The sequence below is a fragment of the Streptomyces sp. NBC_01176 genome (assembly GCF_045039825.1).
Taxonomy (GTDB): Bacteria; Actinomycetota; Actinomycetes; order Streptomycetales; family Streptomycetaceae; genus Streptomyces.
In genome coordinates this window covers 2,688,773-2,714,347 of the sequence record NZ_CP108600.1, presented here as the reverse complement: position 1 = coordinate 2,714,347, position 25,575 = coordinate 2,688,773, and the positions used below count along the sequence as shown (strand labels likewise).

The following is a 25,575-nucleotide window of genomic DNA, read 5'->3' as shown; positions in this document are numbered from 1 at the left end:
GGTCACCAGCCCGAGGCGGTGTAGACGACGGCGGTGTCGGCCGCGGGCCCCCACGCCAGCTCGCGCAGCAGGCTGCCCGTGCCCTCCTCGGGGTCGATGAGCTGGATCCCGCGGCCCGCGTAGTGCCGCATGAGCTCGGGGGTGACCATCCCGTGGTGGGCGTCGCCGGTCGGCGCCCAGGGACCCCAGTGGACGGTCAGTCCCCGGCGGTCCGTGCCGGACGCGGCCCAGCGGGCGCCGAGGGACTCCAGGGCGTCGTTGGCGGCGGCGTAGTCGCTCTGGCCGCGGTTGCCGAGGGTCGCCGCGATGCTGCCGAACAGTACGGCGAACCGTGGACCGTCGGGCAACTCGACGACCGCGTCGAGCAGTTCGCGCGCGCCGTCCACCTTCGTACGGAACACCCGGTCGTAGGACGCCGGGCTCTTCTCCGCGATCAGCTTGTCCTCGATCACGCCGGCCGCGTACACGACGCCGTCCAGGCGGCCGTGCTCGGCGTGGATCTCCTTCACCGCCCGGCGCACGGCGTCGCCGTCCAGCGCGTCCACGGCGCGGTAGCGGACGTCGGAACCGAGCGCGGCCAGCCTGCGCAGGGTGGAGCGCACCTCGCGTTCCGCCTGGATCCGGCCGATCGCCCGCTCGATCTCGGCGGGGACGCGCAGCCCGCCCGCGATGAGCGCCGACCGCAGTTCGTCCGTGCCGTGGGCGGCGGCGACGGCGGGGTCGTGCTCGCCCTCGGTCAGGGCGGTGCGGCCGAACAGCTCGATCCGGCAGCGGCTAGCGGCGGCCAAGGTCGCGGCGAACCGGGCGGTGATGCCCCGGGCGCCGCCCACCAGCAGGACGACCGACGTGGTGTCGAGGCCGAGCGCGGCGGCCTCGGCCGCACCGTCCCCGGCCGGCCCCGCGCCCGTGGACCCGAGCAGGCCGAGGCCCTCCTCGGTCATGCGCAGTGCGCGCCGGGCTCCGGGCGAGCGCAGCACGACCGGTTCGCGGTCGGGGGCGGTGAGTTCGGCGACGAGATCGGCGGCGATGTCCTCGGGCGCGGTACCGGGGGTGTGCTCGACGACCCGGGCCACGGTGTCGGGGTACTCGCGCGCGACGGAGCGGAAGAAGCCGCGCAGCCCCGCCGCGGCACCCGCGGCCAGCACCCAGCGCGGGTCGCCGGCCAGCACCTGCCGGTACACCGGGTAGGCGTCCGGCAGGACGGGTGGGGAGTCCGGGCCGACGAGGTGGACGAGTCCGTCGAACTGCGCACCGGCGGGCGGCTCCCCGGCGGTCACCGCGTGGGCACCGTGCGCGGTCAGCCGGGCGGTCAGCGCCTCGGCGACCGGTCCGCGGCCGAGCAGCAGGAACCTGTGCCCCGCCAACTGGTCGCCGGGGGAGACGGATCGTGCGGGACCGAGGTCGAACTCCCGCATCACGAAACGCCTGGGCGCCACGACGACGGGTTCGGCGGAGACCGGGCCGCCCTCCGCGGGACCGGGCCCGGCCGCCTCGCCGCGTACGCCCGCGACCAGCGCGGCGATGCTCGCGGCCGTACGGGCCTTCGCGAGCTCTTCGATGTCGGTGCCGGTGTCGCCGGTGGTGGTGAGTCCGAGGCGGCCGGCGAGTTCTCCGGCGATCTCGGCTCTTTTGATGGAGTCGACGCTGAGGTCGGCTTCGAGGTCGAGGTCGGGTTCGATCATGTCGACGGGGTAGCCGGTGCGCTCACCGATCACTTCGAGCACGAGGGCGAGGACGGTCTCGGTGGTGGGGGCGGTATCGGCCCCGGCGCCGGCGGGAGCCTGGGCCGGGGCGGACATCCGAGCACCGCGTGTCCCGGTCACCCGTTCCACCAGGGCGGTGATGGCGGCCGCGGTACGGGCCTTCGCGAGCTCTTCGATGTCGGTGCCGGTGTCGCCGGTGGTGGTGAGTCCGAGGCGGCCGGCGAGTTCTCCGGCGATCTCGGCTCTCTTGATGGAGTCGACACTGAGGTCGGCTTCGAGGTCGAGGTCGGGTTCGATCATGTCGACGGGATAGCCGGTCCGCTCACCGATGACCTCCAGCACGACGGACAGCACCGAGCCGCCCGCTGTCTCGACGGCCTCGGCCGGCGCGGGGACGGCGGCGGGCAGCGCGGTCACCGTGACGGGAGCGTCGGCGTACGTGACCGGGGTCGGTGCGCTGGCGTACGCGACGGGGGCGGCGGGTCTCACCCCCGGGTCAGCGCCCAGATACCCCAGCATCACGTCCCGTTGCGCCGCGATCATCTCCCGGCTGGTCCGCAGGAACTCGCTGATCAGGGCCTCCGAGCCGGTCACGGGCGCCGGTCCGTGCGAGGTGCTGCTGGTCGTGAGGGCCTCCGGGACGCGCTCGGCGGGGTGGAGTGCGGCGGAGGGGATCACACCGTCCGCGGTACGGAGCAGATGGCCGTCCACGGTCCAGGCGGCGCGCCTGCGACGCGTGGCGCGGGCGGCGTCGAGCGCGTCCCGGTCCTGGAAGAGCCACCCGGTCCTGACGTCCACCCCGGCGACGGCCAGCCGGGCGAGCGCGGTGAGGAACCCGGGGAGCCCGGTGCGGCGGTCGTCCTCCAGGGCGACCGTGCGGTGCGGCCGGTCGCCGAGCACCGCGCCCACCAGCCGGGTCAGTACCGAACCGGGGCCGGCCTCGACGAACACCCGGGCCCCGGCCTCGTACATCGCCTCGATCTGGTCGGCGAACCGGACCGGCGCGCCGATCTGGGCCGCCAGTTCGGCCCGGATCGCCCCAGGCGTCCGCGGGTAGCGGTCGGCCGTACGGTTGGACCAGACCGGGAAGTCGGGCTCCTCCAGCGGGACTTCGGCGAGCGCCTCGGCGAACCGTTCGCCGGCGGTCGCGACCAGCGGGCTGTGGAACGCGCAGGCCACCGGGATGCGCTGGGCGCTCAGTCCCCGGGCCCGCAGCCGCTCCACGGCGTTGAGCACGTCCTCGGTGGGGCCCGAAATCACCGTCTGGCGGGGAGAGTTGCGGTTCGCCGTCACCACCGTTCCGTGGAGGCCGGCCTCCACCAGGGCCGTCGCGACCTCCGGCTCGGGCGCGGTGACGGCGGCCATGGTGCCGGGGTCGCCGCCCCCGGTGGCACCCAGGATGGCGGCGGCCCGCTCGTGGCTGGCCCGCAACAGAGCCCCGGGCGCCAGGACACCCGCCGCGGCCAGCGCCGCCAGCTCCCCGTAGCTGTGCCCCGCGGCCATCGCCGGACGTATCCCGGCCCTGCTCAGCAGCTGGAAGGCGGCGAGTGAGGTCAGACCGAGCGCGGGCTGCGCGAGTGCGGTGTCGGTGATCCGCTCCCGCTGTTCCTTGCGGCTCGCCTCGTCGAAGGGCGCGGGCGGGAAGAGCACGCGGGCCGTCGCCTCGTCGAGCCGCAGATGACGCTGCAGCTCGGGAAAGGCCACGAACAGCTCCGCGAACATTCCGGGCCGCTGGCTGCCCTGCCCGGGGAAGAGCATCGCGACGCGCGCGTCGCCCGGTACGGGGCCGGCCGCGTCACCGGCCGGACCGGACCGGTCCGCGGCCGCCCGCGGGGCGTCGGCGGCGTCCGGGGCGGGGGCGGGGGCGGAGAGGCCGGTGTCCGGGGCGGGGGCGGACGGGCCGGCGTCCGGGGGCGCGGGGAACAGGCCGTCCTCCGGGATGGCGGTGAACAGGCCGTCCTCCGGGGCGTGTTCGCCCGCCACCGCCCGCCCCAGCAGGTCTCTCAGCCCGGCGGTGGAGGCGGCGACCAGCGCGATGCGTACCGGAAGGCCTCGGGGCGCGGCGGCCTCGGCCCGCCGGGACGCGGCGAGGGCGAAGTCCCGCAGTCGCCACGGCTCGTAGGGGCCGGGATCCGCCTCGACCAGGGCGAGCAGCTCGGCGGCGGCACGTGCGGCGGCCGCCCGGTCCGCGCCACGGAAGGTGAACAGCTCGACGGGCCACTGCTGGGCGGCGGTGACCGGCGGCGGCCCGTCCTCGTGGGCGCGCAGCACGACGTGGAAGTTGGTGCCGCCGAAGCCGAAGGCGCTGACACCGGCGACGCGTTCGGCCGGGGCGGCGGCCCAGGGCCGGGCCTCGGTGTGGAAGGCGAACGGGCTGCTGCCCGCGTCCCAGGCCGGGTTCGGCTCGGTGAGGTGCAGGGTCGGCGGCCGTACGCCGGTGTGCAGGGCCAGCGAGGTCTTGATGAGTCCGGCCAGCCCGGCGGCGCACTTGGTGTGACCGATCTGCGACTTCACCGACCCCAGCGCACAACTCCCCGGCTCGGCACCGGCCTCCTCGAACACCCGGGTCAGCGCGCCGAGTTCGGTGCGGTCGCCGACGACGGTTCCGGTGCCGTGCGCCTCGACGAGCCCGACCTCGGCGGGCGAGACACCCGCGTTGCGGTACGCCCGGGTCAGCGCGTTGTACTGGCCCTCGGGCCGGGGAGCGGTCAGCCCCAGCGCCCGGCCGTCACTCGCGCTGCCGACGCCCTTGATGACCGCGTACACCCGGTCCCCGTCGCGCTCGGCGTCGGTGAGCCGTTTGAGGACGACGCAGCCGACGCCCTCGCCGAGCGCGATGCCGTCGGCGGCGCTGTCGAAGGGCGCGGAGCGGCCGGAGGGCGACAGGGCGTGGGCGGAGGCGAAGAGCAGGTAGTCGTTGATGCCGTTGTGCAGATCCGCGCCCCCGCACAGCACCAGGTCGCTCGTCCCGCCGGTCAGTTCCTTGCAGGCGACGTCGACCGCGGTGAGCGAGGAGGCGCAGGCGGCGTCCACGGTGTAGTTGGCGCCACCGAGGTCGAGACGGTTGGCGATCCGGCCCGCGATGACGTTGGCGAGGATGCCGGGGAAGGAGTCCTCGGTCAGGCGCGGCAACTGCGCGTCCAGCGCGGGCGGCACGGTACCGAGATAGGAGGGCAGCACGGACCGCAGGGTCATGGCGTTCGACAGGTCACTGCCCGCCTCCGCGCCGAACACGACCGAGGCGCGGGCCCGGTCGAAGGGCCGGCTTCCGTAGCCGGCGTCGTCCAGGGCCCGGCGGGCGGCCTCCAGGGCCAGCAGTTGCACGGGCTCGATGGCGGGCAGCGAGGCCGGCGGTATCCCGTACCGCAGCGGCTCGAAGGGTATCTCGGGGAGGAAACCGCCCCACCGGGACGGCGTCCTCTCGCCGGTTCCGGAGCCGTCGGCGGCGTGGTACAGGCCGGCGTCCCAGCGGGTCGCGGGCACCTCGGTGACGGCGTCCTCGCCCGCCAGCACATTGGCCCAGAAGGTGGCGAGGTCGGGGGCGCCGGGGAACATGCAGGCCATGCCGACGACGGCGATGTCCAGCGGTTCGGGGGCGGGGGCGGCGGCCGGTTCCCCGAGACCGAGAGCTGCCAGCCGGTCGGTCAGGAAGGCGGCGGCCCCGGTGGTGACCGAGGCGTGCAGGGCGGCGACGGTGGTGACGGCCGAGCGCAGCACGGCCACCTCACCGGCCATGAACATGCCCTCGGCGAGCTGTCTCTCCTCACCCACCTCGCGCAGTTCGCCGCCGGCCCGCTCGATCCCCTTGCTGGCCAGTCGCAGCCGGCCCACGTTGAGCCGCTCCAACTGCTCCCAGGCCTCGCGACCGGGCACGTCACGGGCGGCCAGGCCCTCCTTGACGGCGGCGAACTCGTCGGTGAACGGGCTGCGGACGCAGCGGGTGGCGTGCCCCGGGGCGGTCTCCAGCAGGTCCGTGCGCTCGGCGGCGACCACCTGGCGCTGGAACAGCGGCAGCACGGCGCCCGCGCTGACCGCCTCCTCGGTGAACAGGTACGCCGTGCCCATCAGCACGCCGACGGCGGCACCTCGGGCGCTCAGCGGCGCGGCGAGGGCGGTGACCATCGCGGTGGACCGCTCGTCGTGCACGCCGCCCGCGAACAGCAGCTGCAGTTCGGCCGCCGTGCCGTTCCTCGCGCCCGCGAGGAAGTCGTCGAGCACGCCGAGCTGCGCCTCCCACAGCGGGAAGCTGTTGCGCGGTCCGACATGGCCGCCGCACTCGGCGCCCTCGAAGACGAACTTGCGCGCGCCCGCGTCCAGGAACTGCCTCAGCAGGCCCGGGGACGGCACGTGCAGGAAGGTGGAGATGCCCGCCTCCTCCAGCGCGGCGGCCTGTGCGGGACGGCCGCCCGCGATGATCGCGTGGGAGGGACGGATCTCGCGTACGACGGCGAGTTGGGCGGCCTTGATCTCCTCGTCCGCGAAGCCCAGGACGCCGACGCCCCAAGGTGCGTCACCCAGTGTGTTTCTGGTCCGCTCCAGGACGGCGCGGGTCTGCTCGGCGCCGGAGAGCGCGAGCGCGACGAAGGGGAGCGCGCCGTGTCCGCTCACCTCCGCGGCGAACGCGGCCTGGTCGCTCACCCGGGTCATCGGCCCCTGCGCGACCGGCAGTTCGGTCCCGAGGGCACGGCTGCCCGCGCCGGCGGTGCCGAGCGTGGGACCGGCGTCCCTCAGGGCGCCGAGGACGGCGTCCCTCACGCCTCGCACGGCCGCGCGGACGGTGCCCCAGCGCTCCTGGAAGCGGGCCGCGAGGAAACCGTCCTGACCGATCTCGGGGGCCGGAGCGCCCTCCGGGGCTCCCCGGCGGCGTACGACGCGGCGGCCCGCCTCCAGGGTGGTCTCGGAGCCGTCGAGCCCGGCCAGCAGGGCCCGGGTCCCGGCGGGCAGCCCGGCCTCGGCCTCGTCCAAGAGGGCGAGTTGGGTGTCCAGGACGACCCCGGCGCCGCCGCCCGCCACGACGGCCGCCGCGGTGTACGGTCCGGCGCCGCCGCATGCCCAGACCGGCAGGTCGAACGTCTCGTCGCCGAGCAACTGTTGCACCAGGACGAAGGTGCTCAGCTCACCCACCGGGCCGCCTGCCTCGTGGCCCCGGGCGATCAGCCCGTGAGCGCCGGCCGCGGCGGCGCGTAACGCCTGCTCGTGGCCGGTCACCTCGACCAGCACGCGACGGCCGGGGAAGTCCGCGGGGGTGCAGGAGGCGTCTTCGGTCAGCAGGACGGTGTGCACACCGGCGGGGAGTTCCCGCGCGGGGAAGGCGGCGTTGTCGCGGAGCCGTACGCCGAAACCCGCGGGTGACCATTCCCCGGCGAGCGCGAGTTCCTCGGCTGCCCGGCGCCCGCCCGAGGTGAGGTCCAGCACGCCGAGCCCACCGGCGCGCACGGCGGCGGCGGTGACCCGTGCGGACGGGACGGCGAACGGGTTCACGGCGATGACGATGTCGTCGACAGCAAGCGGGCCGGACGTTTCGATATTCGGCACAGGCACGCGAACGCTCCAATATCACACGGGAGTGAGGAATGGTGGGGGAGAGCGGAGAGCGCTTGCGCTTCACAACAAGCCGCGGCCGATGTGAAGCACGCTCATGCTTATTGCGCATCCAGGTGAAAGTCAAACTCTCAAGGAGGCAGGTCTTACCGGACGTAACACTGCTGACACGGCTGCTTCGGATTCCCGCGTGGACAGGCAACAGAGGCTTTGTTCCTGGGCAGTTGAGCGGTTGGTCGACCACTGTTCGGGTGCTGGTCGCCCACTGGGTCAGCCTGCGGAAATGACTCCTGACGAAAAGTCAAAGCCGGGCACTGGAGGGCTCGCGCGGAAACGTATTGTTTCCCTCGATGTAAATTGAATCCTTCAACAGTTCCGGCTCGCATAATCGGAATTCGCGCCGGTCAAAAGGGTGGGATTCGCCACTTGGGTGTGAATAGCCGCGATTCGTACTCGTCAGTAGGTTGGCTCGTTAGGTACCTCCCACGGCTATGTGGATCATGTTCTTTCGGCAGCCCGGCGCGGCGGTGCGGGCGACCGGCCCCGGCTGGATCCGACGGTCGCCGGGGGAGCGGAGGCCAGAGGGGCGCGTGAGGTGTTCGTCGCCGGGTGCGCCACCGGTGGTCCGTGCGTCCGGCGGGGCGGATCGGCGGAGGCCCACGCCTCCGCCGTGCTCGGCGTCCGTCGGACCAGCGCACCCTTGCCGGCGGAGGGCGCCCTCGCCCGGATCTCGCCGCGCGGGGCGATACCGTCCGCCCGGGCCGGACGGGGCAGGCCCTGATCGCCGGTCCCCGGCGCGACTTCTGCTTCGGTCCACCGGGAACCGGGCCGGTGCGGGCTGCGCGGCCCGCTCGAAGAACGGCGCGAACTCGTTGCCGTCGAGCGTGCGCGGGATGGGATTTCCGGTCATCGGCGGGAGCGGTCGACGCCGACGCGGCGCTGTCGACGTACTCCGAGGACGCCCAGGTGCACGGCACCGTGGAGCGTCGGCGTCACCGCCGCCCGAGCGGCGCCGCGCGGTGCGCCACCGTTCGGCGAGGCCCTGCTCCTCCGGCGGGGACCGATCCCGGCCGGGATCCCGCGCGCCGCGTGCGGGATCCTCTTCGGTGACGGCCCGCCGGGCCTCGTCGCACGGCTCCACCGTGTCCCGCCCGTGTGCCTGGCCGTGTCCGACCCCTGTCCGAGCCCTTGTCCCGGCACCTGTCCAGGACCCCCACGGCCTGCGGGCCCGGCCGGGAGCGAGTGCCGGCCTGGCGGATGTGTCGCCGCAGGTCAAAGGAGTCCTGCCGAAGATGACAACGGTGACCGGTGCAGCCTTTGCCGATTGCCCGGCCGTGCGTTTCACTTCGATCGAGGCACTCGACGCACAGGGGGAACACGGACACCATGAGCGATCACGGTCATGACCACGGATCCGGGCACGCGCAGCGGCACGAGCACGGCTCCGGGAGTCATGGCGGCCACTCGCACGGGGTGTCGGCGGGCGCCGACCGCCGCTGGCTGGCGATCGCGCTCGCCCTCATCACCGCGTTCATGGCGGTCGAGGTCGTCGTCGGTGTCCTCGCCGGTTCGCTGGCCCTCATCTCCGACGCCGCGCACATGCTCACCGACGCCGCGTCCATCGTGCTCTCCCTGATCGCCATGCGGCTCGCCGCGCGTCCGGCCCGCGGCGGCTTCACGTACGGCCTCAAGCGCGCGGAGATCCTCTCGGCCCAGGCGAACGGCCTGACGCTGCTGCTGCTCGGGGCCTGGCTGGCGTACGAGTCCGTGCGCCGGCTCATCGACCCGCCCGCGGTCGAGGGCGGGCTGATGCTCGTCACGGCCCTCGTCGGCATCGCCGTGAACGTGGCCGCCACCTGGTGCATCTCCCAGGCCAACCGCACCTCGCTCAACGTCGAGGGCGCCTACCAGCACATCCTCAACGACCTGTTCGCCTTCATCGGCACCGCGGTCGCCGCGCTGGTGATCGTCCTGACCGGCTTCAACCGGGCCGACCCGATCGCCACGCTGATGGTGGTGGCCCTGATGGCGAAGGCCGGGTACGGGCTGCTGCGCGATTCCGGGCGCATCTTCCTGGAGGCCGCGCCCACGGACGTCGACCCGGACCAGCTCGGCGACCGGCTCGTCGCGCTGCCGGCCGTCGTCGAGGTCCACGACCTGCACGTCTGGCAGATCACCTCCGGCCAGGCGGCCCTGTCCGCGCACGTCCTGGTCGAGCCCGCCGGCGACTGCCACGCCGTCCGCCGGGACCTCGAGGAACTCCTGCGCAAGGACTACGGCATCACCCACACCACGCTCCAGGTCGACCACGCCTCGGAGCAGGTGTTTCAGGTGGCGCTCCCCGGGGACCGCAAGCTCCTCGACGACCAGGGGCACTGCGAGGACGCCCACGGGCCGGTCCACCGGGACGAGCCGCACGAACACTGAGCCGGCGAGGCACGGCGAGGCACGGCGGGGCACGGCGGGCGGGGCGGGCAGGGCGGCTGCGGCGGACATGGCGGCCGGGTCAGGCCGAGGGGTGATCGCCTGCGTCTGGTCGACTCATGTGTGGTCGGCGTGTGTGTGGTGGCCTCGTGTGCGGTCGCCCCGTGTGTGCTGGTCCCCTGTTGGATGGGACGGTGCGCCACGGGCGGGCGCCGGACGATCCGACGCGTGACCCCCCGACGTGTGATGCGCGGACGGGTGATCCGCCGACGTGTGCTGCCCCGACGTGTGATGCGCCAGCACCATGTGCGGATCCACCTCGCCGGGGGAGGTTGCCGGATCGGCGTGCACCAGGGCGGCGTCGAGCTTGGGCACCGTGTGCAGCAGGGCGTGCTCGCACGCGACCGCGACCGCGTGGGCCGCGCGTACGGACAGCTCCCCGTCGACGACGACGGCGACCTCGGCGCGCAGCCGGTGGCCGATCCAGCGCAACCGCAGTTCGCTCACCGCGCGTACGCCGTCGACCGTCAGCAGTGCTGTCTCCGCGGAGTCGACGAGGGCCGGGTCGACGGCGTCCATGACACGCCGGAAGACCTCGCGGGCGGCGTCCCGCAGCACGAGCAGGATGGCCGCGGTGATCAGCAGTCCGACGATCGGGTCCGCCGACCGCCAGCCGAGCGCCGCGCCACCGGCCCCGAGCAGGACGGCGAGCGAGGTGAACCCGTCCGTACGGGCGTGGAGACCGTCGGCGACCAGGGCGGCGGAGCCGATCTCCCGGCCGACGCGGATGCGGTAGCGGGCCACCCACTCGTTGCCGACGAACCCGGCGACGGCCGCGGCGGCCACCACCGGGACGTGCTGGACGTCGCGGGGGTCGAGCAGCCGGTCCACGGCGGCCCAGGCGGCGAAGGCCGCGGACGCGGCGATCGTCAGCAGGATGGCGAGGCCGGCCAGGTCCTCGGCGCGTCCGTAGCCGTAGGTGAAGCGACGATTGGCGGCGCGGCGGCCCAGGACGAAGGCGATACCGAGGGGGAGGGCGGTGAGCGCGTCCGCCGCGTTGTGCACGGTGTCGCCCAGCAGCGCGACCGACCCGGAGACCACCACGATCACCGCCTGGACGAGCGCCGTCGCGCCGAGCACGGCCAGCGAGACCCACAGGGCCCGCATGCCCCGGGCGGAGGTCTCCAGTGCCGTGTCCACCTTGTCGGCCGCCTCGTGCGAGTGCGGCGTCAGCAGATGCCGCAGCCGGTGCCCGAGCCGCTGCCGCCGGCGCGCCTTCGGCCCCGGAGCGCCGGGCGCGTGCCCCTGCTCGTGTCCGTCTCCGTGACTGTGCGGGTGCGGGTGCGGGTGCGGGTGCGCGTGACCGTGTGCGTGGTGGTGGCTCACGTGGGTCCCCTTTCCGGGCCGTCCGATACGCGGGCGGGAAGGCGGCGCGGCAGCGGTGGACACGAGGGTGCCCACCGCTCCATTATGTGCATATGAGCGCACGCATGCATCTGTCACCTGCCACCGATGCGCACCCGCGCACACCCGGCGAGGAGCAGTTCGCCCTCGCCGCCGAACTGCTCGCCCTCCTCGGTGACCGCACCCGCCTGGCGCTGCTGCACGCTCTGGCCGAGGGCGAGGCCGACGTCACCACCCTCACGGAGACCTGCGGGGCCGCCCGTCCGGCCGTCAGCCAGCATCTGGCCAGGCTCCGTCTGGCGGGACTCGTGACCACCCGCAAGGAGGGCCGCCGGGTCGTCTACGCCCTCCGCGACGGCCACCTGCGGCGGGTGGTGGACGAGGCCCTCAACCTGGCCGACCACAGGATCAGCGACCGTCCCGCGCACGACTGACACGGCCGACACGATTGACTCGACCGGCAGGGCTGAGGTGTCCGAAGCGACGTTCGCGCGCGCCGCTCCCGCAGTGGCCCCGTAGGGTGCCGCCACAGGTTGCCGACACCGACGCCTGCGCGAAGGGAAAGGGAGATGTCCGAGGCCATGGGCACCGAGGTGACGGAGAGCGAGCTGGAACTGGCCGACGGCCGCAGACTGCACGTCTACGACACCGGCGCCGCCGGATCGGATCGCCTTGTCGTCTTCTGGCACCACGGCACGCCCAACATCGGAGCGCCGCCCGAGCCCCTCTTCGCCGCCGCCGAGCGACTGGGCATCCGCTGGGTGTCGTACGACCGCCCCGGCTACGGAGGATCGACCCCGCTGCCGGGCCGGAACGCGGCGTCGGCAGCCGCCGACGTCACCCGGATCGCGGACGCGCTGGACATCGACCGTTTCGCGCTCATGGGCCACTCGGGCGGCGGAACGCACGCCCTGGCGTGTGCGGCCCTGCTGCCCGAACGGGTGCTCGGCACGGTGAGCGTGGCGGGGCCGGCCCCCTTCGGCGCCGAGGGGCTCGACTGGTTCGCGGGCATGAACGAGTCCGGCCGGGCGTCGCTGACCGCGGCCGTCGCGGGCCGCGAGGCGAAGGCGCGCCACGAGGCGCGAGCGACGTACGACCCGGAGATGTTCACCGCGGCCGACCACGCCGCCCTCGCCGGTGAGTGGTCCTGGTTCCACGATGTCGTCGGTCCCGCCGTGGAAGCGGGCCCGGGCGGCCTGATCGACGACGACCTGGCCTACGTCGGCGCGTGGGGATGCGATCCTCGGTCGATCGCGGGCCCGGTGCTCCTTCTGCACGGCGGGGAGGACAGGGTCGTCCCCGCCTCCCACAGCCGGTGGCTCGCGGAACGGTGCCCCCGCTCGGAACTGGGTCTCCACCCGGCGGACGGTCACCTCTCCGTGCTGCGCCATGCCGTCGCCGCGCTGGAATGGCTCGCCCGCCTCCGTCGCTGAACCGGGTTCGCCGCCCCGGGAAGGCTGCGGCCGGGCGGGCCGGGACGCGTCACGGGCTCCGCGGCCGGGGTGACGGCCGCGTCACGGCCGGGCGCGCGGACGGGGATGCCGGCGCGTCCCCGAGGCACGGCCCCGACCTCGGGGCGACACCCCCGGCTTGCGGTGAGTTCTCCGATCGTTCGTCATCGCGCGCCGGCACCTGTGATGATGTGGATCACGGGAACGACCGGTGAGGTCATGAGGTCCGGGGGGATCGATGAGCAGTACGGCGTCGGCGCTGATACGGCTGAAGTCCGCGCAGAAGAGCGCGAAGGGCGTATCGCTGTATTCGCGGTTCGTGAACCGGCCCGCGGGCCGGTATCTCGCCGCCGGGGCGTACCGGTTGGGGCTGACGCCCAATCACGTCACGTTGATCAGTGCGGCGTTCAGCTTCGCGGCGGTCGCGGTGGCGGCGCTCGCCGTGCCCACCTGGGCCGCCGGCCTCCTGGTGTGGCTCGGGCTCGCCGTGGGCTTCGCCTTCGACTCGGCGGACGGGCAGCTCGCCCGGCTGCGCGGCGGCGGCAGCGCGGCGGGCGAATGGCTCGACCACGTGGTCGACTGCGCCAAGCTCACCGCTCTGCACACCGCCGTGCTGATCACCTTCTACCGGCACCCCGGTCACTTCGGGACCGCGGCCGACGGCTGGCTGCTGGTGCCGCTCGGCTTCCAACTCGTCGCCGTCGTGACGTTCTTCGGTGGGCTGCTGACCGAGCAGCTCAAGCCCAAGGCGGCCCCGGGCGACGGCGGCCCGCCCTCCGCGGCACGCGCGGTGGCTCTGCTGCCGGTCGACCACGGGGTGTTCTGCCTGGTCTTCCTGCTGCTCGGCGGCGGCAGCGCCTTCAGGTGGGCCTACACCGTCCTCGCCGTCGCCGCCGCGCTCTTCCTCGTCGCCTTCCTCACCAAGTGGTTCCGGGAGCTGTCCGCAGTTCGTCGTTGAACCGCGTCCCGTCCAGGGCGTCGATGGCGCGCCGCAGCTGGGTGCTCGACGTGTGCACGGTGTACGGGAAGTAGACGACGTCGACCCCCACGGCGGCGAAGTCCCGCTCCAGCCGCTCCCCCTTCGGTGTGTCCCTCCAGTCGTCGCCCTTGAACAGGACGTCGAAGCGGACCTGCTTCCACGTCTCCAGCTTGTTCGGCACGGTCTCCACGAACGCGGCGTCCACGTACTTGATGCTCCGGACGATCTCCAGCCGCTCCACCAGCGGGATCATCGGCAGCCTCCCCTTGGCGTTCTCGGCCATCTCGTCCGAGACCACGCCGGCCACCAGGTAGTCGCACTGGGCACGTGCGTGCCGCAGGATGTTCAAGTGCCCGATGTGGAAAAGATCGTAGGCGCCCGGCGCGTAGCCCACGCGGTACGGCTTGCTCGATGGCACAGATGCCCCCCTTGATCGATGCTGTCCCCCAATGCGCACCCCTTTGCGCGGGATGCACGGACTTTGACGATAGCGTTCATGCTAGGTGCAGGAAGGGTGAACAATTAGGGTGCGTCCTGGTTCACTTCTGATGAGTGTGTGAACCCCGGGGCCCGTTGGGCGCGGACACACAGGGGAGGCCGCGCAGTCGGCCGGGGGAAAGGTTTCGTCGCGTGACAGAGACCCACGACGGGCGCAGCCGTCGGGACGGGCGCGGGGCCGCTCACACAGCGGCCTCGATACCGGAGCAGCGCACCACCGAGCCGGACGGCCTCGCGCTGAACGGCAAGGAGAGCGGACTCGCCTCGTCCAGGCGCAGGCTGCTCCTGGTGTCCACCAACTACGCGCCCGAGCACACCGGTATCGGGCCGTACGCGACCGGCATCGCCGAGCACTGGGCGAGCCGCGGGCATGACACCCACGTTCTCGCGGGGCTCCCGCACTACCCCTCCTGGCGCCTCGACCCGGCCTACCGCCGGGTGTGGCGGGCCACCGAACAGCGTGCCGGAGTCACCGTGCACCGTCGCCGGCACAGCGTCCCGCCGCGGCAGAGCGCCCTGCGCAGAGCCCTGTTCGAGAGCTCGATCCTCGCGCACGGGCTCGTCGCTCCACCCCGCACCGGCCGCCTCGACGCGGTGCTCGCCCAACTGCCCAGCCTTGCCGGGGGAGTGCTCGGCGCGCGGATCGCCGCCCGGTACCACGCGCCCTACGTGCCGGTCGTACAGGACCTCATGGGTGCCGCCGCCGCACAGTCCGGCATCCAGGGCGGCGGCCGGGCCGCCGAGCTGGCCGAGCGTGCGGAGTCGTGGGTACTGCGGCGGGCCACCCTCGTCGGCGTCATACACGAGACGTTCGTCGAGCGGGTGCGTGCCATGGGCGTGGATCCCGGACGCATCCGCCTGGTGCCCAACTGGTCGCACATACAGGCCCCTTCCGCTCCACGTGCCCGCACCCGTGAGCGCCTCGGCTGGCGGCCGGAGCAGACGGTGGTGCTGCACTCCGGCAACATGGGCCTCAAACAGGGGCTGGACGTGCTGGTGGAGGCGGCCCGCCGCGACCCCGCGACCCGGATCGTGCTGATGGGCGACGGCAACCAGCGTGAGCACCTCGCTCGCAGCGCCGGGGAGCTGCCCAATCTGGAGTTCCTGCCTTCGGTGGCCGACGCGGACTTCCCGGACGTGCTGGCGGCGGCCGACGTGCTCGCCGTCACCCAGCGTGCCTCCGTGCTCGACATGAGCGTCCCCTCCAAACTCACCTCGTACTTCGCGGCCGGCCGGCCGGTGGTCGCCTCCGTCGCGGCCGAAGGCGGCACGGCCCGCGAAGTGCTGCGCTCGGGCGCCGGAATGCTCGTGGAACCGGAGAATCCCGATCAGTTCCTGACAGCAGTGCGTAGACTCGCCGAAGATCCGGCGATGGCGGACGAGTTGGGCGCGGCGGGACCGCGCCATGTGACTGCTCATCTGTCACGGGAGGCGGGTCTCGCGCGGATCGACGCGCTGATCGACGAAGCTATGGGGGGACTCGGCAGGTGAGCGACACACACGTTCCCGTACGGGGAGAGGACGAGCCGGAACAGCTGCGCGAGCAGTTCCGTCAACTCCTGCGTTATCGCTGGCTGATCAGCGGTGGCGTCGGTGTCGGACTGCTGGCCGGTGCCTGGCTCGGCATCACCGGGGCCGACAGCTACGCCGCCACCACCGACATCGTGCTGCGCGCCCCCACCAGCGATCCCTTCGCACCGACCCTGTCCAGCGACAAGGCGATCAACATGGGGTCCGAGCGGCAGACGGCGCTCAGCCGCAAGGTCGCCGAAGGCGCCGCGAAGCGACTCGGGATCGGCGCGGACGAGGTCGACCGGCTCCAGCACGGACTCCAGGTCACCAACCCGCCCCAGACCCTCGTACTGCACTTCACCTACACCGCCTCCGACCCGAAGGAGGCGGCGCGCCGCGCCAACGCCCTCACGCAGTCGTACATCGACCTGCGCAAGGAGCAGTGGGAGGCCGTCCGCGGGTCGATGCTCAAGAGCCTGCAGGACCAGCTCAATCCCGTCGCCAAGCAGAACGACGAACTCGCCAAGCAGATCAAGGCACTGCCCGACGGCTCCGCCGCGGACTCCGCCTACGCGGTGCAGGCCAACCTGCTCAACCGCATCACCGACCTGCGTGGCAAGATCACCAGCCTGAAGGCGCTCGACATGACGCCCGGCAACGTGATCCGCAACGCCGCTGTTCCCCCCTCCTCCGACGGGCCCGGCCTGCCGCTCTCGCTCGGTCTGGGAGGCCTCGCCGGCGTCGGCCTGGGCCTGCTCGGTGCCTGGGTGCGCCTGGTCTTCGATCCCGCGCCGCGCTCGGCGGGCGACGTGGCCCGTGCGGTGCGCGGTCCCGTCCTCGGCGCGCTGCCGCGCGGCTCGGCGGGGACTGTGGTGGTCGGCCACACCGACTCCCGGGCGGCCGAGGAGTACCGCTCGATCGCCTTCCGGCTGGCCTACGACGAGAGGTTCGCCGACCGGCGCCGCCTGCTCGTCGTCGCCCCGCGTGGCTCCATGGAGTCGAGCGTCGCCGTCGCGGTCAACCTCGCCGCCTCCTTCGCGGAGACCGGCAAGAACGTGCTGCTGGTGGAGGCCGATCTGCGCACCCCGTCCCTCTCCGAACGGCTCGACGTGTCCGCCGCCTTCCGGCCCCAATGGAGCCGCACCAGCGAGCACGCCGAGGGAGAGTGGCCCGCTCGCGGCCAACTCGTGGTCGACGCGGGCGAGTCGGGGTCCTTCGGCCTCGTCGCCGGCGAGCGCGTGCGCAACGTCCCGCGCGCGCTGACCTCGGCGCGGACCACCCGGCTGATCGCCGAGGCCGACGATCCCGACGCCACCGTGGTGGTCGTCGCCCCGCCCGTCCTCGCCTACGCCGACGCCCTCGCGCTGGTCGACCGTGTCGACGGAGTGCTCATCGTCTGCGACCCGCGCACCGTGCACCGCGCCGACCTCGTCCGCATCCGCGAGCTGATCGTCGGTGCGGGCGGCACCGTACTGGGCGCGGTGACACACACCGAGTCGAAGCGGGGCGACGCGGGGCCGCCCGCACGCCGCGGCAACGCCCGCCGTCCGGACCGGAACCCGCCGGCCAGGACCGCTCCGCCCACCCCCCGGCCCGAGCCGGAGCGGCACCTCGACGGAGACGGCAGCGACACGGTCGCGCTGCGCACCCTCCGCTCGGGTGACCGGTGATCACGCCGGGACAACAGCCGCCGACCTCCGAACCGCGGCGCGCACCGCGGCGTTCGACGGCCGCTGCCGCCTCCGTGCTCGACCAGGCGGCGTCCAGCCTCACCAACATCGCCGTGCTGGTCATCGCCGCCCGCGTCTCCACCGCGCACGGGTTCGCCACCTTCTCGATGGTCTACCTGACCTTCACGGTGCTGCTCGGTCTCAACATGGCGTACGTGGGCCAGGCCGTCGTCCTCACCCGGGGCGACACCGCTGCCGTCGGGGCCGCCTGCCGGTCCGCGACGGCGTTCACCGCGCTGGCCGCCACCGTCGGCGGCGTGCTGCTCGCCGTCGCCGGCGCGGTCGCCGCCGCCGTCACCGGCGGCTGGGCCGGTCCGGGCGGAGCGTTCCTCGCCCTGGGACTCGTCCTGCCGCTGGTGCTGGTGCAGGACGAGCTGCGGTACGCGTTCTCCACCCTCCAGCGCCCGGGTCTGGCGCTGGCCGCCGACACCCTGCGCCTCGTGTGCGTGGTGCCCGCGCTGCTGCTCCAGCCCCGGCACGCCACGCCGGGGCTGCTCGTGGCCGTCTGGGGACTGTCGGCCGTACCGGCGCTGCTGCTGGGCCTGCGCCTGCTCCGGCCCCATGTGCGCGGCGCGCGAGCCGATCTGCTCCCCTATGTACGCCGGGGCCACCTCGGACAGCGCTTCGTGGTGGAGTTCGCCGTGGGCAACGCCTCCAGCCAGCTCGCCGTGCTCGGCCTCGGACTGTTCGCCGCCCCGCTGGCGGTCGGAGCGCTGCGCGGGGCCACCACGCTCTTCGGGCCGCTCAACGTCCTGTTCAACTCGGTCAACGCGTTCGGTCCGCCGCTGCTGGGGCGTCTTGGAGGCCGCCGGGCCACGACCCGCGCCGCCGCCCTGCTCGGCCTCGTGCTCTGCGTCGTCGGCCTCGCCTGGGGGCTGGTGCTCTACGCGCTGCCCGACCATGTGGGACGCCAACTCCTCGGCGCCACCTGGCAGTCGGCGGCCGCGCTGCTGCCCGCCTCGGGTGCCCAGTACGCGGTGATGGGCCTGGGCACCTGTGCCCTGGTGACCCTGCGGGTGCTCAGTCCTCGCGCCACCCTGTCGGTGCAGGTGGTGTTCTCGCTGCTCTCGGTCGTCCTCATGCTCGTCGGATACCTGCTGACCGGATCGGCACTGGGCGCTGCCTGGGGCCTGGCCGCGGGCTCCGCGCTGAAAGCGGTGGCGGCCTGGACACGCGTCGCCCGCCTGCGCGTGGAGGCGCGGCCCACGACCGCGACCGTCCCGGCGGTCCCCGCCGGGTAGGGCGTGTCCCGAAAGTCCCGTCGTCCGCCCGGAGAGCGCGCCAGGCGTCGCGAGGCAGGCGGGACTTTCGCCACACGCCCTGGAGCCGGCGCGCCCGGCGGCCCCGTTCAGCGCAGTCCGGTCGCCCGCTCCTGCCGGAACGTGGTGATCAGCGCGATGCAGCAGGCCGCGATCGCCACGCGCCCCGACGCCTGCAGCAACGGCCCCCGCAGCAGGATGAAGGAGTACCCGGAGACCAGGGGCACGACCAGGGCGATCAGGCTGCCCGGCGGGGCCCGGCGCACCGCACGGCGCGCATAGCGGCGGTCGACCCGCGCCGCCGCGTACCCCAGGGTCGCGAACCCGGCCGTCATGCCGATCGGGCCGAAGTCGATCCACAGCTCGGCCCACACCGGCGACGAGAGGTTGGTGTTGGTCGCTCCCATCCACTGGCCGACGACCACGCCGGTGTCCATCGGCTTGCCCGGCCACACCGACCGGGGCACCGCGAACAGCACCGAACCCGCCAGCTGGCGGCCGTAGGTGTGACCGCGCCCCGACCGGACGTAGGTGATGGTGTTGGCGAACATGCCGACCTGGTCGTAGTCCTTGAGCGCCAGTGGCTCCAGGGGAGAAGTCGTCTGCACCGGACGGTAGTTGGCGTCGTCGTAACGGAACCGGTCCGCGAACGGGAAGACGATCAGGGCCACCACCACACCCAGGCTCAGCGCGATCCTGTACATCGCGGCGCTCACCGGGAAGACGGTGAACAGCAGCGAGAAGAGGACCGTGAGGAACCAGAAACGCGGGTTGGAGATCGGGTTGTTGACCACCGTGTTCAGCGCGGCCAGCGCCAGCCACACCGTGATGACCACCACGGAGCGGCGGGCCCGCCGCGAGGTCACCAGCCATCGGGTGTACACCAGCCAGGCGATGAGGGCGGGCACCGTGCCGAAGCCGCGCACGATGGCCTGGCCCGCCTGCGAGTCCGCCTGCGAGAGCCCCGCCTCCTGGACGCTGCTGATGATCTCCTGGCGGCTGGTGAAGAACACCGCCGGGCCGCCCAGTTTGACGACGAGGAGCGCCGAACCGACGAACGCGACCACGGTCAGCAGGTACAGGCGGCGTCGGTGCACCAGCGCCGGGCGCAGCCCCTCGTCCCGTTTCCGCTCGGGCCGCTGGCGTGCGAGCAGCGATCCGATGTCGAAGGCGACACAGCCGATGAGGACGAGGGCGACGGCTTCGGTCAGATCGGTGCGCGGCCCCACCACCGGCGTCGGTGTGCGCCCGAGCACGGCCTGGGCGAGCGGCGCCACCCCCATCGCCATGTAGACGAACAGCCAGAACGAACCGGCGAGCAGCTTGCGGCGGCTGGTCAGGATCATCGCCGACAGCCGGATTCCCGAGTACATCGCCAGCGCCAACTGCAACCACAGCGCCGAGTCGTGCAGACCGGTGCCCGGCTGGACGAGGACCAGCAGCGGCAGGAACACCGAGAAACCCAGGACGAGCGGGACCGACAGCGCGCGCGAGAGCAGCGCGCGCGGCGAGAAGGCCGGCAGCGCGGCCCGCTCCTGCCAATTCTGCGGCGGCGTCGCGGCTTCCGCCGCCGCGCTCCGGTCCGTCTGCTGCGTCATGGCGCCCCCGCCCCCGAAAGAGATCCCCGGCGCAGTCTACTGAGGCTTGGCCTGCGGTGAACGCTCAGCTACTAGAGTGTGGCGAAGTAGCGTCCGGAAGGACGCTGTTGGGGGGGATGGATCGATGCGTGATCTCCCGGCCTTCACCCTGGCCGGATACGACAAAGGACGCGGAGTGGTCGTTCAGGCGCTCTGGTTCGCGGTGATGAACACGGTCTTCATGGCGTGGTTCACCCCGGCCCGCGTCAGGACCGCCCTGCTGCGGGCCTTCGGTGCCGAGATCGGTACGGGGGTGCTCGTCCGGCACCGGGTACGGGTCCTGTGGCCGTGGAAACTGACGGTCGGGGACCACACCTGGATCGGCGAGGGGGCCTGGATCCTCAACCTGGAACCGGTCACCCTCGGCGCCCATGTGTGCGTGTCGCAGGACGCCCTTCTGTGCACCGGCAGCCATGACCACCGCGCCGCCGACTTCCGTTACCGCAACGCGCCGATCACCGTCGACGACGGCGCGTGGATCGCCGCCCGCGCCACCGTCCTGGCCGGAGTGAAGGTCGGCCGCTGCGCCGTGGTCGGCGCGGGCGCGGTCCTCCACAAGGACCTGCCCGAACTGACGCTGCACACCGCCGACAACCGGCGCCGACCCGTCGAGGAGCCGGCGTGAGAGTGCTGCACGCGGTCACCCTGCACAGCACCACGCACGCCTTCGGCGGTCCCGTCCGGGTCGCCCTCAACCTCTGCGGGAGCCTGCGGGAACGGGGACACGACGCCCGCCTCACGGCTCTGGCCGACGGCTTCCGGCGCCCGCTGCCCGAGGAGGTCGAGGGGGTGCCCGCCCGCCTCCATCAGGCGCGCAGGGTCCTGCCGTTGGGCTTCAGCGGTCTGACCTCCCCGTCCCTGCTCGCCGGCGCCCACCGCCTCGTACGGCAGGCCGACGTCGTCCATGTGCATCTCGCGCGCGACCTGGTGACGCTGCCGGTGGCACTCGCCGCGCTGCGCGCCGGGCGGCCCCTGGTCCTCCAGACGCACGGCATGGTCGACCCGAGCGAGCGGCTGTCGGCCCGGCTCCTGGACGCGGTCGCGGTGCGCCGGGTGCTGCGCGGCGCCGCCGCCGTACTGCACCTCACCGCGCACGAGCTCCGGGACCTGGACGCCGTGGTGGGCGGAGCGGGCCTCGACCGTGCCGTCCGCCTGGTCAACGGCGTACCCGCGCAGCCCGAGGGCCCCGCACCCGAGGGCCCGCCGCGCATCCTGTACGCGGCCCGGCTCCAGGCCCGTAAGCGCCCCGTGGACCTGGTGGACGCGGCGCCCGCGATCCTGGCCCGGCATCCGGAGGCGACCTTCGTGGTGGCCGGCCCGGACGAGGGCGAACTAGCCGCCGTGCGGCGCCGGATCGACGCACTGGGACTCGCGGCGAAGGTGAGCTGCCCGGGCCCGCTCGACGCGGCGCGCATGACCGAGGAACTGCGCAGGGCGCACGTCTACGTACTGCCCTCGGTGGACGAGCCGTTCCCTATGTCGGTCCTGGAGGCGATGGCGGTGGGCACGCCGGTCGTGGTCACCGACTCCAACGGCCTGGCCCGCGACGTGGAGCGGGCCGCGGCCGGGCGTGTGGTGACGGGCCCGGACGGGATCGCCCCGGCGGTGCTCGACCTGCTGGAGCCGTCCGTACGCCGGTCCGCGTCGGCGGCCGCCCGCAAGCTCACCGCCGAGACATTCTCGATGGACGCGGTCGTGGGCACACTGCTCGACGTGTACGAGCGGGCCTACACCGGAAGCCAGGCGTAGCAGCCGGACGAGACGAACGTACGGGTCCCGGCCGGGATCTTGGCGGTCACGTTCTTGTGGTCGCCCGGGCCGGGGCCCGACGCCAGCACCTTGTCGTCCGCGCCCAGCGCCTTCCAGGTGCAGCCCTTCGCGGTGGTCAGCGACCGGTACGTGCCCGGCTCCGGCTTCTTGCGCGTGCCGTCGGGGAAGCCGGTCGCGGCAGTGTCCAGCAGGGGTTTCTGCTTCGGGCACAGCTGGCCGATCGCGTCGTCGGCGGACGGGAGGTCTCCGGCGATGAGCGCGCCGATCGCGGCGTCCTTGTCGTGGGCGGCGGTGCGTTCGACGCGCTGGCAGGTCTCCTGGCCGACCTGGAGGACGGCGGCCGGGTCCATGTTCTGCGGCACGCGCCCGTGCAGGTACTTCTTCTGCTCGGCGGTGAAGGAACCGGTCGCCGGGGTGAGCTTGGCGTCGGGCAGGACCGGGCCCTCGGAGGGGGTCGCCGAGTCCTCGGGGGCGGGGCTGGCCTGGTCGTCGGGTACGGCGGCGGCCTGGTCGTCCGAGACGTGCTGCGGGGACTTCGGCTTCGCCTGCGAGCCGCTGTCCGAGCTGCAGCCGGAGAGCGCGAGGAGCGCGGTGAGGGCGCCGGCTGCGGCACCGCGCCGAAGAGAGCGAAGGGTACGAGTGTGCATGGTGGCTCCTGCGGCCCAGCGGGCCTGGGTATGGATGCGGGCCCGCACAGGGTGCGGGCCCGGGCGGGGTGCGCGGGGCGCCGGGCCAGGACCCGGCGCCCCGCACAGGGGACACCGTGAGGGTTACGGCGCCCCGAAGGTCAGCACCAACTGCGGGGTGTTCTCCGCGGCCGACGCCTCACCGGACCACAGCCACAGGGCGTCCGTCCCGGTGCTGGTGAGCGCCAGGTCGTAGCTGCCCCCGAGAGCCGGGGAGAGCGCGCCGGTGTCGAGCGCCGCCGAGTAGACCGTCGACAGGTCGGTGGCACCGCTGAGGGTGCCGACCGCGGTCGACGACAGGGCGGGCTTGGAGGCGTACGTGGTTCCCGCCTCCGTCCAGCTTCCGGTGACCGGCCGTACGGCGATGTCGTCCGTGCTGCCCGCGCTGCTCAGCGTGGTGGTCTTCACCGCGAGCCGCGCGCTCTTGAGCACGGTCCCGGCCGGCGCCGACGGCAGGCTGAAGCGCAGGTACGTCTCGTACGCCGCGCTGCCGCGTACCGCCAGCGAGGTGGAGGTGCCGTAGTTGGTGCTCGCGGCACCCGCGTTGACGTACGTGTCGTCCACCGCGCGGACGGTCTGCACGCTGTCGGCCGGAGCCGAGGCCAGGGTGTAGTGGCTCTGCACCTGGGCCGCGCTCAGCACCGACGGATAGATCGCGGTCTCGTCGATCTGCCCGGCGAAGTAGTTGCTGGAGGGCTGGTTCGGCCAGCCGTTGAGGTTGTCGCCGCCGACGTGCCAGTAGCCGCTGTAGCTCTGGCTGTTGGACTCGGCGAGCGTGCCGATCTGGGTGCCGTCCACGTACAGCGCCATCCCGGAGGAGCCCTGGGTGGCGACGACGTGGTGCCAGGTGCCGTCGTTGTAGCCGGCGGACGAGGTGATGGTGCGGGCGCTGCCCGTCCACACGCCGAAGACCAGGCGGCCGTCGTTGCGCATGTAGACGTGCTTGTCGTAGTTGCCGCTGGCCTGCGTCGTGTTGCTGCCGAACCCGACGAGCTTTCCGCCACTGGTGGTGGTCGTCTTGAACCAGGTCTCGATCGAGTACTGACTCGGTACCGTGGTGCGCTTGTCGCTGTAGACGATCTGGTTGCTGCCGTTGAAGCCGATGGCGGTCGACGGACCGGTCACGGCGGCCGGAGTCTGGCGCAGCGAGGGCCCGTTGAGGTGGATGCCGCTCTGGTCGCCCGGCGAGGTGTCGCCGACGAACGGGGTGGCGGACTCGTCGTAGCGCCAGTAGAGACCGGCCCCGTCGTCGAGCACCTTCGCCGCGTACTTCTGGGCGGAGGTGGGCACCGTCACCGTGGCCGTGGAGGACAGCGCGGAGGTGTTGCCCGCACCGTCGGTCGCGGTCACCCGGTAGCTGTACGTGGAACCGGCCGTGACATTGGTGTCGGTGAACGACAGCTGCGGACGCGACCACTCAACGGAGTCGCCGTCGACGGTGTACACCGGCGTCGAACCGCCGTTGCGGTAGACCTTGTACGTCAACTTGGTGTCGTCCGTGTCGAGGCTGGCGCGCCAGCGGACGTGGGCCTCGGTCGGTTTGACGGACTCGGCGCCGACCGAGGGCACGGTCGGTGCCCCGACGTCCGGGGACGAGGCGAAGTGCGTCAGGCCCTGGGCCGCCGAGCCGTTGACGGTGGTGAACTCGCCGCCGACCCACATGTACTTGTTGTCGGAGGTCTCGGATATCGCCATGGCGCGCGGGCCGATGCCCTCGCCCAGACCGTCGTTGGTGTCCGGGAACCAGCCCAGCTTGTTGGTGCCGCTGGTCGGCTCCGCGAGCAGGTGGTGACGGCGCCCGTCGGGGTACTCCCCGACGCTGGAGCAGTCGTGCGCGTGCGAGGCGCTGTACACCACGTTCTGGTACGACTTGACGGCCTGGGTGGCGCCCAGGCAGGTGTCGCGCCAGCGCTGGTCCAGCGTCGACAGGTCGAGTGCGATACGGCCGTCGAAGACGCCGCCGCCGGTGCCCTCGTTGCCGGTGTAGAAGCCGGTGGCGTCGGTGTCGAGCGCCTTGACCACCGAGTTGTTCTCGATGAACCCCGGGTAGGTACGGACGTTGCCGCCCGTGCCGGCGTCCACGACGGCCAGGGCGTGCGAGTCCGCGCCGTTCACGGTGAAGAAGTCACCGCCGAGGATCACGTTGCTGCCGTCCGGGGTGACCGCGACGGCCCGGCCGGGCTCGTCGACGTCGGCCTGGAACGGCTTGACCGCGCCGCTGGTGGCGTCGACCGCCGCGTACCGCGCGTGCGCGCTGCCTCCGACGGAGGTGAAGTCGCCGCCCAGGTACACGGTGTCGTTCGTGACGGCGAGCGCCCGCACCGTCGCGGAGACGCTGGGGTGGAAGTTCGCCTTGGGCGTGCAGGTGGCGATGTCGATGGCGGCGAGGCTGCTGACCTGCGTGCCGTTGACCGCGCCGAAGTAACCGCCCGCGTAGAGCGTCTTCTTGTCCGGTGAGACGGCGAGCGCGCGCACGGTCGCGGTGCCGCTTCCGATGGTGAAGGACAGATTGCAGGACGTGGGATTGCCGGTCGCCGCGTTCAACGCGACGAAGTTCACCGCGTTCTGCGCGGTACCGCTTCCCCCCTCGGGCGGGCGCACCTGGGAGAAGGTGCCGCCCGCGAAGACCGTGCCGCCCGCTTCCGCGAGCGCCCACACGATGCCGTTGGTCTGCCAGGTCGGCAGGTCGTCGGCGGTGAAGGCGACGGGCGCGGTCAGCGCGACCGCCGGTTGCGGCAGGGCCACCAGGCCCAGGCCCGCCGCGGTGGAAAGGACAAGGGCGGCGCTGAGCCCTCTGGATCTTTGCATGAACCCCCCGGCTTCCGGGCCCGGTTGCGGACCCATTGCCTCGGCGTGCCCGTCCGTGTTTCCCCTGATCCGCACGGGCCGCGTGAACTGTTTGCTCGCGAACCATACGAGTACATGACACCTCATGGAACGCACTTGACTCATCTAGTGGGAAATTTCGATGTGTTCACGGT

15 protein-coding genes are annotated in these 25,575 nt (G+C 73.0%); 9 read left to right on the top strand and 6 right to left on the bottom strand.

All coding sequences use genetic code 11. The annotated features are described in order from the left end of the window. Positions 1–2 precede the first annotated feature (2 nt). Entirely contained in the window at positions 3–7,244 is a 7,242-nt protein-coding gene (locus OG199_RS11530; protein ID WP_405829358.1) for an SDR family NAD(P)-dependent oxidoreductase, read from the bottom strand. 1,386 nt (positions 7,245–8,630) lie between these two features. On the opposite strand from OG199_RS11530, the gene OG199_RS11525 reads away from it, so the two are divergent. Next, positions 8,631–9,671 carry a cation diffusion facilitator family transporter gene (locus tag OG199_RS11525; RefSeq protein ID WP_405829356.1) on the top strand — a complete coding sequence of 347 codons (1,041 nt, stop codon included), beginning with the start codon at positions 8,631–8,633 and terminating at the stop codon, positions 9,669–9,671. A gap of 114 nt (positions 9,672–9,785) precedes the next feature. Here the strand turns inward: OG199_RS11525 and OG199_RS11520 are convergent, their stop codons facing one another. Next, positions 9,786–11,054, bottom strand: a complete 1,269-nt coding sequence (locus tag OG199_RS11520) for a cation diffusion facilitator family transporter (protein WP_405829354.1) — start codon at positions 11,052–11,054, stop codon at positions 9,786–9,788. A 92-nt stretch (positions 11,055–11,146) separates the two neighbouring features. On the opposite strand from OG199_RS11520, the gene OG199_RS11515 reads away from it, so the two are divergent. The 3 genes from OG199_RS11515 (at position 11,147) to OG199_RS11505 (ending at position 13,481) form a co-directional block, all read left to right on the top strand. Further along, on the top strand, positions 11,147–11,506 hold the full coding sequence (locus tag OG199_RS11515; protein WP_356797613.1) for a metalloregulator ArsR/SmtB family transcription factor: 360 nt from the start codon (positions 11,147–11,149) through the stop codon (positions 11,504–11,506). A 135-nt stretch (positions 11,507–11,641) separates the two neighbouring features. Further along, a complete protein-coding gene (locus OG199_RS11510; RefSeq protein WP_405829352.1) occupies positions 11,642–12,505 on the top strand; it encodes an alpha/beta fold hydrolase in 864 nt (287 codons plus the stop codon). A 256-nt stretch (positions 12,506–12,761) separates the two neighbouring features. After that, positions 12,762–13,481: a CDP-alcohol phosphatidyltransferase family protein gene (locus OG199_RS11505; protein ID WP_356797609.1), complete on the top strand. Its 720-nt coding sequence runs from the start codon at positions 12,762–12,764 to the stop codon at positions 13,479–13,481. On the opposite strand, the gene OG199_RS11500 is transcribed toward OG199_RS11505, so the two are convergent. Continuing rightward, positions 13,441–13,920 (bottom strand): adenylyltransferase/cytidyltransferase family protein, encoded by a 480-nt coding sequence (locus OG199_RS11500; protein ID WP_266702774.1) that lies wholly within the window; start codon positions 13,918–13,920, stop codon positions 13,441–13,443. The two genes, OG199_RS11505 and OG199_RS11500, sit on opposite strands and share 41 nt — an antisense overlap. A 365-nt stretch (positions 13,921–14,285) precedes the next feature. On the opposite strand from OG199_RS11500, the gene OG199_RS11495 reads away from it, so the two are divergent. From OG199_RS11495 to OG199_RS11485, 3 genes are read left to right on the top strand one after another with little or no spacing between them, the layout of a single operon-like run. Beyond that, complete coding sequence (locus OG199_RS11495) at positions 14,286–15,491, top strand: glycosyltransferase (RefSeq protein ID WP_356797623.1); 1,206 nt, start codon at positions 14,286–14,288, stop codon at positions 15,489–15,491. After that, positions 15,488–17,182 (top strand): lipopolysaccharide biosynthesis protein, encoded by a 1,695-nt coding sequence (locus OG199_RS11490; RefSeq protein ID WP_356797607.1) that lies wholly within the window; start codon positions 15,488–15,490, stop codon positions 17,180–17,182. The genes OG199_RS11495 and OG199_RS11490 overlap by 4 nt, the downstream gene beginning before the upstream one ends. Then, positions 17,179–18,483 (top strand): hypothetical protein, encoded by a 1,305-nt coding sequence (locus tag OG199_RS11485; protein ID WP_405829349.1) that lies wholly within the window; start codon positions 17,179–17,181, stop codon positions 18,481–18,483. The genes OG199_RS11490 and OG199_RS11485 overlap by 4 nt, the downstream gene beginning before the upstream one ends. Before the next feature lie 107 nt (positions 18,484–18,590). Here OG199_RS11485 and OG199_RS11480 read toward each other — a convergent pair whose 3' ends face one another. Further along, positions 18,591–20,099 carry a hypothetical protein gene (locus OG199_RS11480; protein ID WP_356797603.1) on the bottom strand — a complete coding sequence of 503 codons (1,509 nt, stop codon included), beginning with the start codon at positions 20,097–20,099 and terminating at the stop codon, positions 18,591–18,593. Between the two features lie 124 nt (positions 20,100–20,223). Between OG199_RS11480 and OG199_RS11475 the strand changes: the two genes are divergently transcribed. Beyond that, on the top strand, positions 20,224–20,763 hold the full coding sequence (locus tag OG199_RS11475; protein ID WP_356797601.1) for a WcaF family extracellular polysaccharide biosynthesis acetyltransferase: 540 nt from the start codon (positions 20,224–20,226) through the stop codon (positions 20,761–20,763). Beyond that, positions 20,760–21,887 carry a glycosyltransferase gene (locus OG199_RS11470; RefSeq protein WP_405829347.1) on the top strand — a complete coding sequence of 376 codons (1,128 nt, stop codon included), beginning with the start codon at positions 20,760–20,762 and terminating at the stop codon, positions 21,885–21,887. The genes OG199_RS11475 and OG199_RS11470 overlap by 4 nt, the downstream gene beginning before the upstream one ends. Here OG199_RS11470 and OG199_RS11465 read toward each other — a convergent pair. Further along, positions 21,866–22,555: a hypothetical protein gene (locus OG199_RS11465; RefSeq protein WP_405829345.1), complete on the bottom strand. Its 690-nt coding sequence runs from the start codon at positions 22,553–22,555 to the stop codon at positions 21,866–21,868. The two genes, OG199_RS11470 and OG199_RS11465, sit on opposite strands and share 22 nt — an antisense overlap. A 123-nt stretch (positions 22,556–22,678) precedes the next feature. After that, positions 22,679–25,402: a LamG-like jellyroll fold domain-containing protein gene (locus OG199_RS11460; protein WP_401801065.1), complete on the bottom strand. Its 2,724-nt coding sequence runs from the start codon at positions 25,400–25,402 to the stop codon at positions 22,679–22,681. Positions 25,403–25,575: the final 173 nt, after the last annotated feature.